Source organism: Streptomyces ipomoeae 91-03 (genome assembly GCF_000317595.1).
Taxonomy (GTDB): domain Bacteria; phylum Actinomycetota; class Actinomycetes; order Streptomycetales; family Streptomycetaceae; genus Streptomyces; species Streptomyces ipomoeae.
Map to the genome: position 1 here is coordinate 1 of NZ_AEJC01000353.1, position 13,278 is coordinate 13,278.

General features: G+C 69.2%; 7 protein-coding genes. 1 reads left to right on the top strand and 6 read right to left on the bottom strand.

What is annotated here, in order from left to right; all coding sequences use genetic code 11:
- Positions 1-24 precede the first annotated feature (24 nt).
- The 3 genes from STRIP9103_RS22555 to STRIP9103_RS22565 are packed head-to-tail and all read right to left on the bottom strand — an operon-like array spanning position 25 to position 6,303.
- Positions 25-1,320: an alginate lyase family protein gene (locus STRIP9103_RS22555; protein WP_009319707.1), complete on the bottom strand. Its 1,296-nt coding sequence runs from the start codon at positions 1,318-1,320 to the stop codon at positions 25-27.
- Between the two features lie 26 nt (positions 1,321-1,346).
- A complete protein-coding gene (locus STRIP9103_RS22560; protein WP_009319703.1) occupies positions 1,347-4,469 on the bottom strand; it encodes an alginate lyase family protein in 3,123 nt (1,040 codons plus the stop codon).
- Between the two features lie 28 nt (positions 4,470-4,497).
- On the bottom strand, positions 4,498-6,303 hold the full coding sequence (locus STRIP9103_RS22565; RefSeq protein ID WP_009319708.1) for an Ig domain-containing protein: 1,806 nt from the start codon (positions 6,301-6,303) through the stop codon (positions 4,498-4,500).
- Between the two features lie 604 nt (positions 6,304-6,907).
- Here STRIP9103_RS22565 and STRIP9103_RS22570 point away from each other — a divergent pair.
- Positions 6,908-7,921: a hydroxyacid dehydrogenase gene (locus tag STRIP9103_RS22570; RefSeq protein WP_009319702.1), complete on the top strand. Its 1,014-nt coding sequence runs from the start codon at positions 6,908-6,910 to the stop codon at positions 7,919-7,921.
- 190 nt (positions 7,922-8,111) lie between these two features.
- Here STRIP9103_RS22570 and STRIP9103_RS46915 read toward each other — a convergent pair whose 3' ends face one another.
- The 3 genes from STRIP9103_RS46915 to STRIP9103_RS22585 are packed head-to-tail and all read right to left on the bottom strand — an operon-like array spanning position 8,112 to position 13,196.
- Positions 8,112-9,068, bottom strand: a complete 957-nt coding sequence (locus STRIP9103_RS46915; RefSeq protein ID WP_009319709.1) for a thiopeptide-type bacteriocin biosynthesis protein — start codon at positions 9,066-9,068, stop codon at positions 8,112-8,114.
- A gap of 13 nt (positions 9,069-9,081) precedes the next feature.
- The gene (locus STRIP9103_RS22580; RefSeq protein ID WP_009319710.1) at positions 9,082-10,227 is read right to left on the bottom strand and encodes a lanthionine synthetase C family protein; all 1,146 of its coding nucleotides are present in this window, start codon (positions 10,225-10,227) and stop codon (positions 9,082-9,084) included.
- A complete protein-coding gene (locus STRIP9103_RS22585; RefSeq protein ID WP_078614013.1) occupies positions 10,224-13,196 on the bottom strand; it encodes a lantibiotic dehydratase in 2,973 nt (990 codons plus the stop codon). Before STRIP9103_RS22585 ends, STRIP9103_RS22580 begins: the two co-directional genes overlap by 4 nt.
- Positions 13,197-13,278: the final 82 nt, after the last annotated feature.

Consider the following 13,278-nt stretch of genomic DNA (forward strand, 5'->3'; position numbering starts at 1 on the left):
TTCGTCCCCGTCGTGGGGCGTCGGCTACTTGGCGTACATCAGCGTGCCGAAGCCCAGCTGGTCGAAGCCGCCGCTGGTGGAGCCGTAGTCACCGCCGCCGCCCTCGGGGCGGACGCTCTCGGCCATGGCCTTGATGTACGGGACGTCCAGGAGCCGGCGGCGGCCGTAGTGGTAGTAGATGAGGTCCCAGACGGGCCTGACCTGGCCACGGCTCACGGAGGAGATCGCGGTTTGTGTCTGCTGGGCGCAGTTCTGGCCCGAGCCCCAGGTGTACGTCGTGAAGGGCACGCTCTGCCCCAGGTTGTACTTGGCGACGTACTGCGCGGCCTTCATGAACCGGTTGTTGTCGTAGCCGTACAGGTCGTCGCCCTGGGACCAGGCCATCTCGCAGAAGGCACCCATCTGGCCCATGCCCATCATGGTGTGCCCCTGGTCGCGGCCGGACTCCTGCCACTGGCCGAGGGCGTAGCCGGCGGAGTCGGTGTGGAGGAACGGGACGGCGTGGGTGATGGAGCCGTTGCCGGCGCCGGTCTTGAAGTAGTTGACGGCCTGGTCGTACTTGGCGCCGTCGTCGCACAGGATCCCGATCGCGAGGATCGAGTTCATGTTGCACAGGTCCCAGTTGGCCCAGTAGTTGGTGATGCAGGCGTCGTTGTGGTTGGTCAGGAACTGGTTGTTGAGCGGGTAGAAGACGTTGAGCATCATCGTCTTGAACCGGTCCAGATCGAACCCGCTGTAGCCGCGCATGAGTTCGGCGGCGTTGGCGAACTGGTAGCCGTAGATCCCGGCGGCCAGGAACCGGTCGGCGTTGCCCGTGATGGTGGTCAGGGTCGCCGACCAGGCGTTGAGGATACGGACCGCCGCGTCGCCGTTGGCGGTGGTGCCGGCGATCTTCCAGCGCAGGGCGTTCTGGTAGGCGGCGTGGATGTCGTTGTAGAGGATGCCGTAGTTCTCGCCCGTGCCGCCGCGGATGATGGTGGCCTGCGGGTTGGGTGTCCAGGTGCTCGCGGAGTGGGAGTTGGCGGTCAGGCGGTTCCAGCCGGACAGCCAGGGGTCGTCGCCGGCGGCGACGCGTACCTTGGCACGGTTGAGTTCGCCGTAGGCGTGCAGCATGCCGGGGTGGGTGAAGGTGGCCGGGGCCGCCTCGGCCGTGGTGGCGGCGAAGGCGGAACCCAGCGCGAGGGCGGCGGTGAGACCGCCGGCGGCCTGAAGCAGACCGCGGCGGCTCAACTCACCGGTGCGGAACGGCTCTTGAGGCTGACCTTGGCTCCCGGGGTGCTCGTGGGAGCCAAGGTTTCGGTGGGGGGAAGTGCGGCTCATTCCTGTGTCTCCATTCCATGGAGGATCTAGAGGGGGGTGATGCTCACCTCGCTGAATCGCGCGGTGCCGTGTGCCAGGGGGTTGCGTGAGCAGACCACCAGGCCCACGTAGTAGGGGGCGTCACCGAAGCCGGGGATCTGTCCCTCGGCGAGGGGGGTGAAGGTGACACCTCCGTCTGTGGAGACTGCCGCGGTGAACGCGGTCCCGACGCGCTTCAACCGCAGCAGACAGGGGGTGGTGACCGTGCCGTTGCCCGTGAAGGCCGACTTTCCGGCGACGGTCGTACGGAGCATGAGCTGGGCGCTGGTCCCGCCGCTGACGATCGCTCCGGCCGCCTGGTCGAACGGCGACAGCGACTTGGCCATCAGCAGGCCCACCCGGTCGGCGGTGGCGCCGGTACGGGAGTCCAGCCGGGCGGTGATCTCACAGTCACCGGTGACGGGCCGCCGTACGAACTGCCCCGTCATCCCTTGGCCGTTGACGTTGAGATCGGTGCCGGCACCCCGCACGGTGAAGGTCCCGTCGGCGTACTCCGTGTACCCCGGGGTGAGCACGGCCACGACACCGAGCGTGCCGAACGCGCTCTGGTCGAGGACCACGTCGCCGAGGTCACCGGCCGTCCAGGACTCGGGCAGGCCGGTGGATACGGGCAGGGCCGGTATCGCGGCGGCGGGGGCGGTGACCTCCGGCATCAGCGCACTCACCGACGCCGAACGCGGGCCCTTGCCACCGGTGTTGGTCTTGCGGACGGTGTAGTGGTACGTCGTCCCGGGCGTACCGGTGGTGTCCGTGTACCGGAGGCGGGCGCCGAAGCCCACCGCGCCGACCCCGGTGGCCAGCGTGGTGTAGGGGCCGTGGCCCGTGGTCGACCGCTGCACGGTGTAGCTCGCGGAGAGATCCGGATCGGTCCAGGCCAGCTCCACGCCACCCTTGCCGGCGACCGCCCGCAGATCGGGGGCGACGGCGACCGGACGGGGCGACCGCCAGACATCGCCGTGCTCCGCCGAGACCACGCTGACGTTGTCGAAGGCACCGGTACCGGTCTCGGCGTACTCCTCGTCGACGCCGAGGCAGGAGGTCAACACGAGTCCCGCGTACACGGTCCGCCCCAACTCGACCTCTGTGGAGCCGACTTCGGTCCACTCGACGCCGTCCGGCGAGATCGCCCCGGTGCAGCGGCGGCCCTCGCGGGTCACCCGCACCCAGTACGGCTTCCGCAGCCGGTAACCGTCACCGGCGCCCTCGACGTACGGCGCCTGAAGCGGAGTGGCCGACTCGGGCAGCGCACCGAGGCTGGAGATCGGGAAGGAGGCGTTCACGGTGATCGCCTCCTGCTGGGAGGGCGGCACCGGCGTACTGCCGGTCGCCGAGATCTCCGAGCCCGCCGACTGCCGTACGGACCACACACCGCTCCAGGTGTGCAGCGGCAACCCCTGGATCAGCATCGAGGCATGCGCGGCCCCCGCGTCGAGCGAGTCCCGCACGGTGACACCGATCTTGGAGTACTGCGAGCTGAGCGGCCACACGATCCGCGCCGTGACCGTGCCGTCGCCCCGCAGCGGCAGCTGCACCATGCGGTACGTGTCCGCCGTACCGCTCGCCTCCAGCACGAACCGCTCCCCGTCGAAGAGGGCGGCCCCGGGGATCTTCACCTCGCCGAGGTCCCTGGTCGACCAGGGCTCCGGCAGCCCGGCGGAGGCACTGCGGATCGCCGAATCGTCGCTGGTGCCACGGGAGTTGGCGGCGGCGACCGTGTAGTAGTACGTCCGGCAGGCGCTCACGCCGGTGTCGGTGTAGGTCGCCTTGTCGACCCCGGTGGCGATCTCCTCGTACGGGCCCTCGGGGCTGGTCGCCCGGCGGACCGTGTACGACGTGGCCCACGCCGACGGCAGCCACGCCACGGTGACGGCCTTGTCTGCGCCGACCGCCGTCACGCCCGCCGGGGGCTTCGGCACGGTCGCCTCGGGGGCCGTCGTACCGGCGTAGGTGAAGGTCCCCCAGCTGGGCAGATCGTCGTTGCTGCCCTCGATGAAACGGGCACCGCCCGTCCCGCGGAAGACGGCCGCCTTCGTGTACGGGGCGTCGAGGCCGCGTACGCCGACGTAGTGGGCGTAGTACATCTCGTACGCGGGCGGCAGCGCGCCACGGACCTTGTCGGAGACGGTGGTCTTGATGTACTTGCCGGTGCGGTCGAGGTCGGGGGTGAAGGGGACGTCGCCGCCGAGGTTGTACTTGGCCGCGTACTCGGCGTTGGCGAGGATGCGGTTGTCGTCGAAGCCCCACAGGTCGACGCCCTGGTTCCAGGCGACCTGTGCGGCGTCGCCCATCAGGCCGATGGCGAGCTGTTCGTGGCCCTGGTCGCGGCCGCTCTCCTGGCCCTGGCCCGCGTCCGTGACGACGCGGTTGCGGACGCTGCCGTTGCCCGCGCCGGCCGCGACGAAGCGCAGGGCGTCCTCGAAGAGGACGGGTTCCTCGCAGAACACTCCGATGGCGAGGATGGTCTGAATGGAAGTCAGGTCCCAGTTGCCGTTGGCGTAGAGCATGTAGCCCGACACGGCCGGATACCAGACGTCCAGGAAGGACCGCTCGCAGCGCGCGATGTCGTCCGCGGTCCAGCCGTCGTAGCCGGTGTACCGCAGCAGTTCTGCCGCGTTGACGAACTTGAACGCCTGGAGTCCCGCGCCGAGCGGACCGTCGGCCCCGGTGATCGCGGTCAGCGACTTCGACCAGGCGTTGAGGATGTCCCGGGCCTTGTCCGCGTGGGCGCGGTTGCCGGTGACGCACCACATCAGGGCGTTCTGGTAGGCCGCGGCCGAGTCGGCGACCGCCTGGTTCTGGAAGTTGGTGGGGCCGCGACCCCAGGAGGTGATCTGGCCGGTGTTCTGGATCGTGTACGTGGCCTTGGAGCGGGCGTGGGCGGCGAACGCCAGGTAGCCGTCGTAGATCGGCGACTCCTGGGCGGTGACCGCGGCCTTCATCCGGTCCAGGTCCTCGCGGGAGTGGAGGAGGCCGGGGTGTGTGAATGTGAACGCCGCGTCGGCGGCGGCCTCGGCCCACGCGGCCGTGGCGGAGGCGGACAACAGTCCGGCTCCGGCCACGGCGGTGAGCCCTGCCGCGCCGAGGAACGACCGTCGGCTGAGGGAGTGCACGGGTATCTCCTGGTTCAGTGGTGCCGCGTCACGCGTGCTCGATGGCGAGCGTGACGGTCCGTGTCGCGGTGCCCACGCTGTTGGTGGCCGACACGGTGACCTCGAAGGTGCCGACGTTGTCCTTGGCGGTGCCGGAGATCAGACCGGTGTCGGTGTCGATGTCCAGTCCCTTCGGCAGCCCTTCGGCGTTGAACTTCGTCGGCAGCCCGCTGGCCGTGATCAGGTAGTTGAAGACCTGGTTCTTGGTGGCCGTGGCCCCGTCCGGGCTGGTGATCTCGGGCGCGTCGCCGGACGTGGCCTCGGTGGAGTTCAGGAACCGCGTGTTCAGCACATGCTCGTTGGCGTACGCCGGCATCACGTCGGTGAACTTGTACCAGCCGGGCTTCTTCATCCCGTTGCCGATGAACTTGCCGTTGATGACGAGGTTCTGGAACGTCACGTTCTTGATGGCGTGGTCCGCGTCGTAGCCGACCATGATGGACGGGTTGGCGTGCGTACCGGTGTAGGTCAGGTTGCGGATGAAGACCCCGTCGATGCCCCGTCCGACGGAGGTGTTGTAGCTCTTGTTGAACATGACCCGCATGTTGATCAGCTGGCCCCAGCGGAAGTCCTCCACCCGGATGTCCTGGGCGCGGACGTTCTTCAGCAGGTTGCTGTCGCCCGGGTTGAGCGCGATGCAGCCCTGGTAGTCCATCTGCGGTTCACGGTGGTCGAGGATGTCGATGTTGCTGAAGACGAGGTTCTCGATGGTCTCCGGGGTGTCGGTGTTGCCGTGCGTACCGACGTTGATCGGGTGCGCGACGTCCGCCCAGAGGGTCGAGTTGCGGACGGTGACGTTGCGGACGTCACCGTAGTAGTCCCAGCGGTGGGCGTAGATCGCGATGCAGTCGTCGGAGTTCCGCATCCACACGCCCTCGATGAGGACGTCCTCGCTGGAGAAGACGTCGATGCCGTCGCCCCACTGGCCGTGGCTGTAGGAGTGCAGGTTGCGGATGGTGACCTGCTTCGACTGGCCGATGGTGCACGCGTAGCCGCTGCTCGGGTTGAGCACCATGACGCCGTCGATCTCGATGTTCTCGCAGTACCTCACCAGGACACCGCTCGGCGAGTTGTACAGCACGCCACGGCCGATCAGCCGGGCGTTCTCGACGTTCTCGAACTCCACCCGGGACGTCAGCACCGCGCCGCCGGCCAGATAGACCGTCTTGCCGCTGGGCACCTTCACCACGTTGTCGGTGGTCTTGTGCAGGCCGGGGCCGAAGTAGATGACGTCCTCGTCGTCGGGGTCGGGTGCGTTCTCCTCGATCGGGTTGGCGTGCAGCTGCAGGTTGTTGAAGATCTCGCCGTCGATCTCGATGGAGAGGTTGCGCGGCCCGGTGAGGGTGAAGCTCACCGAGGCCCCGTCCACTGTGTACTGGGTGGCGTAGGACAGGGGGCGGATCCGCGCGGAGCCAATGGTTCCCTTGGCCGAGGTGACGACGACCTCGACGGTGCCCTTGAAGTCGAAGGTGGCGACGGAGGAGTTGAAGACCGGGCCGCTGCCCGTGTCCGCGTTGATCTGCTTCGCCCGGGCTCGGTAGACGGGCACCGTCTGCCATTCGCCGCCGGGCGTTCGGGCCTTGACGGAGAAGCTCGAGTTGGTCGGGACCCCGCTCGGGATGGGGTACACCACCAGCTTGTCGGCGGACTCCGGTCCGTCGTCGTCCGTCGCCGCGCTCGCGGCCCCTGTCGCCACGCCGAGCAGCGAGTACGCGGCGGCGGTGGCGCCGACGGCCTGGAGAACGGTACGGCGGGACAGGCCGGTGCCGCCGCCAGTGCCCTGGGGGTCGTTCATGAGCAACTTCCTTACGGAGGAGGGTGGAGTCAAGGAGGCGAGCGAGGGACCACCTGAGTCCGGAGGTGGCGGACCTGCCGAGGTGAGTAGAACCTGAACAACAACCGGTTTCTATCGTGGTGACGGGCAGAGCTTCATCCTGTCCGCAAACCACGTCAAGAGGCTGGACCAAATTTCGAAAACTCCGAGTAACCTCCAGGACATGGCCTGGCGTGGCGCGCGAGGGCCTGCGGGACGGAAGAGCCGCAGGTCAGCAACCGGTTGTTGACCAGGAGTGGGTAACCGATTACACCCACAGACCGCATCTCTCCCTGCATCCACAGAGGTCCGTCACAACTCTCATCCACCGCCGAACACGGTCCGCTCTCCACGCACCGCCACGACCTGCACCTTTACGGGCGACAGGGAACGGTGAGCCACACATGTCATCCGATCACGACGATTGACCGGCCCTCTACTGCGGAACTACCGTAGAAGACGTTTTCTGCACCGTCTCCTTTCCTCACTGACCGCCCTCCCCCACTGATCCCCGCTGATCCCGCTGATCCCGTTGATCCCCCTTCTCACCAATCGCCTCGTCACACTCATCGCACCCAGGAGAGTCATGCCCAGCGCCCAGTCGCCGCGAGCCGTGTTCGCCATGGATCCGGTGCACCTGCCCCTGCTCTTCCCTCCGCCACTCATGGCACGGCTGCGGCAGGTGGTCGAGATCGACCCGGAGCTCGTCGTACAGGACTTCGCCGATCCCGCCGCCGCCCCCGCGCTGGCCGGGGCCGAGGTACTGATCACCGGCTGGGGCTGCCCGCACCTGGACGCGGACGTCCTGGCGGCGGCGCCCGGGCTGCGCCATGTGCTGCACGCCGCGGGCTCGGTCCGCGCGCTGGTCGGGGAGGCCCTGTGGCAGCGCGGGGTCACCGTCTCCAGCGCGGTGGTCGGCAACGCGCTGCCGGTCGCCGAGTACACGCTGGCGATGATCCTGCTGGCCGGCAAGGACGCCTTCGACCAGCGCGAACGCTTCCGGCAGACCCACGCGTACCCCTCCCCCGCCGAGACCGCGACCATCGGCAACGTGGGCCGCCGGGTGGGCGTCATCGGGGCCTCGCGGGTGGGACGCCGCCTGCTGGAACTGCTCCGACCGTTCGACTTCGCCGTCTCGCTCTACGACCCGTACGTCGCCCCGGCGGGCGCCGCGGCACTGGGCGCCGAGCCGAAGGGCCTGGACGACCTGTTGCGCACCAGCGACATCGTCAGCCTGCACGCCCCCGACATCCCCGAGACGTACCGCATGCTCGACCGCGGCAGACTCGCGCTGATCAGGGACGGCGGCGTACTCATCAACACCTCCCGGGGCGCCCTGATCGACCCGGACGCCCTCACCGAGGAGCTGCTCTCCGGCCGCCTGAAGGCGGTCCTCGACGTCACCGAGCCCGAGCCGCTGCCCGCCGCTTCCCCCCTCTACAACCTCCCCAACGTCTTCCTCACCCCGCACATCGCTGGCTCCCTCGGCAACGAACTGGAACGCCTCGGCCGCACGGTCGTCGAGGAACTGGAACGCGTCGCCGCGGGCCAGCCACCGGCGCATGAGGTGCGGCACACGGATCTGGCGCGGGTTGCCTGAACGGGGCCCTGCGGGCAGCCCACCGGGAGCGCGCCCGACGGGCGCACCCAGCCGGGTCTCGGTGGCGTCAGCGTCAGCTTGCCGTCGGCCTTCGGAGCCGGGTGGCCCGGCACCGGGACGGGTCGTGGATTGATTTCGGAGTTGCCGGTGGCCCTGTGCTTGGGACAGCGCTCTTCGTGCGCACCCCCGTTCAGCGGCCGAGTACCGCCTCCCGCGCGGCACGTGACCAGATGGCCTGTTGCCGGGCGTTGAAGCCCATGCGGTTCCAATGGAAGAGGACGTGCCGAGCCAGGACACCGCGCAGGCCGAGCCCAAGGTGCCCGTCTCGCCCAGCGCCCGCGAGGGCACGGCCGCCATGCTCCATGCCGGCCACCCAGTCCCGCAGCGGCGAGAGCGGCCCTTCGGCGAGTACCGAGCCAGGGTCGAGCAGGAGTAATCGCCGCATGGTGTCCGCCATGGCGGTGACCTTGTCGCCGGGTACGTCTTCGGGCAGCGGCCGTCTGGCCTCCACTTGCCCCCACACGTCCCCCTGCTCTCCCCACTCCAGTCCTGCAGCCCGCAAGAACAGGGTGATGACGAGCAACGAGGTCGCCTTCGCCGCAAGGAGTCCGTCCGTTCGGCCGGCGGCGTGCTGGTGGAAGTCGAGCACACCAAGGCTGTCGGCATGGAACACACGATGAGTGATCGTCATCCCGTCCGGGCCACCGAAGGCGATGGACTCCGGCTCGTACAGGTACGGGCGCCACTCCTTCACCACATTCCAGGACATCGCGCTGTCGAGCGCCTTCGTGACGTGCGCGACGGTGTCCTCGACCGATGTGTCCGGGCTGGGGCGAACGCGCAGGCGCCAGCAGGGATGTTTGCGTAGGAACCACCACTCCCCGACGGGCGCACCGCGCAGGGCGGGCAGGAGGTAGGCGCGGAAGGCATCGGCGGCGGTGGGGTAGTCGGCGAACTCGATGTTCACCTGGTGCCAGCCGTCGGAGTGGGTGTCGAGCGCGACCCGGCCGGCGGAGAGGTACCGCTCGACCGCGTCAGCCAGCCGGGAGGACGACATCCCCGCTCGCTTGGCTGCATCCGAGATCGGCTCCCCACCAAGGACGGACCAGATGGCTTTCTCGACCAGTCCTGCGTCGTACTCGTGCACCGTGTCATCTCTCTTAGATCAGAAGCAGGCAGGCGTCCCAGTCAGTGACAGGTCCTGCTCCTGACTCGGCGCTCTGGAACGCCAGGACCGCCCCGGCCTCCCCTTCGAGGAATCCGGTCTCCTCTGGAGTGCCCGCAACGAGGAAGCGCCGCCTGAGCAAGGGAAGGCGGTCCGTGAACACGTACGGGTGCTCCGCGTCCTGCGCGAACCGCTGAACCGTACGCAGGACACCGCCGACGCCGTGACACAGGCCGCGGTTGGACAGCTTGTCGAGCTGGTCCGGGTCGTCCAGGCAGTACAGCAGAGCGCGCTCGGCCATCCGTTTGCGGTCCTCGTCGTCGAGGGCGATGGCGGCGAGCTGCTGTGCCCGGGCCAGGCCCGGCGTGCCGTAGCACCAGGACGGCGTGGTGGGGAGGGCGGGGGCGGGACCGGTGGCACTGACCCACCGAGGCCAGCGGATTCCGCGGTGGTCGCTCCGTCGGATCCGGTCGAGCCAGCGGCAGATCCGGGTCATGGCGGTGTCGTGGCCCTCCACGGTGATGCCGCGCCGTTTCGCCAGAGCGAGCAGAGCGAGGGGGCCGGTGATGCCGTGCGCGAGACCCGCGTTGGCATGGCCGCCTTTTGTGGCGGTTTTGTTGGCGGGCGAGTGACAGACCCACCAGCCGGGCAGTGGCGCCCCGCCGGGCCCGGCGATCGGCTGGGTTAGTCGAACCAAGTACTCCAGCACTTCTCTCAGTTCGGGGCCGTCCGGCTGTCGGCACAGTAGGAGGGCGCCAAGGCCGACGAGTCCTCGGAACAGGTCGTACTCGGCGAAGGTGGTGTAGCCGCCTTGGTCGATGCGTGCGTGGGCGGCGGCCAGGCGGCGGCGGGTGTGCGCGGCCACGATGCCGTCCAGGGTGTGCAGGGCTCCGGCGTACCGGTCACTGTCCGTGGCTGCGAGGTGAAGGACGTACGTCATGGCGGGGGCGCCGAGGAACAGGCTGGCCGTGTCTCCGTCGATCAGCGGGCGGATGTCGGCGAGTTGCTGGTGGACGTCGTTCCAGGGGGTGAGGCCGCGGTGGGCGCGTTCGATGTGGAGGAGGGCAGCACCGAGGGGGCCGTGCGCGAGGGACTGCCGGGTGGCGATGGTGGTGTCGGTGAGGGGCGGGGCGGTGGTCACCGCATGGCTCCTTCGGTGCGGACGGTCCAGGACAGGGCGGCGGTGCGTGCGAGGCGTCGGCAGGTCGCTTCGGCGTCGGGGGCGATCCCGGCGGTGCGGTTGTGGTGCATGTGCAGCAGGGACGGCAGGACGGCCGCCGGGTCGGTGCCGGTTGTTTCCAGTGCCGTTCGGTATGCGCGCAGGGCGGTTCGGCGCATGCCCCACGCCCTCGCGACGGTATGGCCGCCCGGGAGTTCCAGGATCGGGTGGAGGTGCTCACCGCTGCTGAGGCGTACGACGAGAGCCTGTGCGTCTCGGGGCAGCGCGGTGGTGCCGTCGCTCTTGGGGAAGTTCTCCGTCAGCCACGCCCGGCCGACCGCCGGTGTTCCGAGGAAGGCGGTGGCGATGTCGACGAAGCCGGCGGCGGTGACCGCCTGCTGGTGGCTGTCGGGGAGGGGCAGGGCGATCTGGGTCAGGGCGGCGTCGGAGTCGGCGGCGAAGAACCTCTCGGCAGCCTCCAGGACAGCCCCGGTGCCGTAGCGGCCGGTCTCCGGCTCGTCGGTGTCCCACCGCACTCGCTGAAGCAGGCCCTCGTTGCGCAGCTCGGCCGCCCATACGGCAACGCACCGGGCAGCGTCCCCGAACCCCTCCGGGGACGGCAGCCGTAACCGCAGGCGCACGTGGCTGTCGGGGTCGGCATAGCGGATGAACCACCACCCCAGCGGTGCGACTTCCCCCAGCAGCAGCGGCACGTGGGCGGTGAGTAGTTCGGGCACCTGGGCCGCGTTGCCGTACAGCTTCAGGTACACCCATGGGGAGGCGCCCGGCATCCGGGCGGAGTCCCGTCCCGCGACGACCGCTGTCCGGCAGACGGCGGCCGGGGCGGGCGGCTGGTCGGAGACGAAGGGCATGGTGATCTCATGGGCGCGGCCCAGCCAGCCGAACGTGTCTTCCGGCGGTGCCTCGCGCAGCATCACGGTGGTGTGGCGGTCCAGTTCGGCTCGCAGGAGTTGCTGGTGGGCCGAGAGGTCGAGGTCCAGGCGCAGCCGCTGGTCGTCGTTGCCGACGTACACCGTGCTCGGCACGCCGCGGCGGACACGCCAGTCGGCCAGGCGGAATGCCCAGTTGCCGCCGTCGCCAAGGTCGGAGGCGCGGAGCCTCCAGCAGGCCGGGGACAGGATCGTGCGGCCGACGCGTACCTCGGGCAGGAACGGCAGCCGAGCCGCCGCGCCCCACGCGAACGGGATCAGGGCGGCGGTGTGCGAGCGGTGCACCTCGGACACGAAGCGGACCAGCGGAGGGGTGGCGTTGGTCAACTCCACAGCGTTCAGGACCGACGGCTCGATCACCTGGCCGGTGGACAGCGACACGAGGTAGAGGCGCCGGGTGTCGGCGACGACAGCGAGGTCGTCCGCGTCGAGTGTGGCGTCCGGGTTGTACTCGCCCACGGACAGCACGCTCGGCATGACGGCGGGGGCGCGTCCGACGTTGCGGGTTCGTACACGCAGCGGCGGACTGGACACCTGCCCCAGGGCGGCGTCGGCGGTGAGTGTCGGCAGCCCGGCGTACGCGGCGGCCATACGGTCGAAGTCGGCCTTCTCCAGCATCGTCAGGAAGCGTCCCGTGGTGATGCCGACGCTCATGGACAGTCCCTTGATGACCAGCGCGAACCGGCCGTCGTCCACATCGGCCAGGGACCGCGCGAGCACCGTGAAGGACAGTGCGACGTGCGCGGGCACCTGGGCAGGCCCAAGGGCCAGAGCCTTGATGTCTTCCTCTGTGAGGTCGACCGTGCGCTGATCGTTCAGAGCCGCGTCCTGGGCGAGGGTCAGGAGGTATTCGTCGCGAAGGGTCGTGGCCAGCACCGGCCGTTTGAGGACCGTACCGCGGTAGCTGGCGGGAAATCCGAGGCCGGTGTCCGGGTCGGTGAGGTCGCGCAGGGGCACGATGGTGCCCATGCTGTAGCGCTCCAGAAACCGCGTGCGGTAGTCCTGCCAGGCCGCTGAGCCGTTCGGGAACGGTGTCAGCCGGGTAATGGCTTCCAAGGCGCTCTCGGCCTCGCGGGTCACGGCTTCGGGTAGAACGATGTCGCAGTCTGGGCGCAGATTGACCATCAGGCTGCGGTCGGTGATGCCGGTGAGGGCGGTCATCCTCGCCGTGGCCTGGGCGCGGAGCGTGCGTTGGTCTCCCTGTGGGGCCTGGTCGTGACGGGTGAGGAGCGTTCGGATCTGCCGCAGTTCATCGGTTCTGGCGGGCGCGGCGCCGGTGGTGTCGAGCTGCTCGATCAAGTGCCCGAGTGCGTCACCGCACGTCATGGGTGCGTGGAGGCTGGTCAGGAGCACGCGGTGCTCGACGAGGCTGTGCAGCATGGCGTGGATCTGCACGGCCGGGGTGTGGAGGTAGTTGCTGCGGAGCTTGTCGGCAAGGGTGCTCACGGTGATCGGCGTACGGGCCAGGGCCAGGACGGCTTCCACGGCGCGGGTGCGGCGCAACGTGGTTTCAGTGGGGCCGTCGGTGCCCGGCTGATAGAGGACGGCGATACGCGAACCGCGCACGATGCACATGGAGTTGGCGACGACGGGCAAATGCCGCAGCACACCCGGGTCACGTTCCAGGGTGGTGATGACGTCGTTCAGCCACTCGGCGTCGACATGGACGAAGGCACGGTGCCCGGCGCCCCAGTCCGCGCGACCGGCAGGGCCGATGCGGATGGGGGCCGCCCCGGCGAACAGCCCGAACGGTGTGGGCCGGTACTGCATGCGCAGCACGTAGCGGGCCAGGGACATGGCAGTGCGCCGTACGGCCCGCGAGCCCAGGCGCCGCCCGGCCACCACTTCGCTGACGGAGTCGGCGAGGCGGGGGGCGGCGAATTCGATCGCGGCAGCCCTGATGTCGTCGGCCCACACCTGGGTGATCCAGTTCCGCCACCGATCGGTGTCAGCCGGCTCGTTGCCGACCAGTGTTGGCCAGGGAGGCAGCGTTGCTGCCATCGGAAACACCGACGCCCTAATCATGCCCGCATCAAGCGTGCGATACATGGCTATACCCTCTTCGTTCTCGCGGTAACGGGGG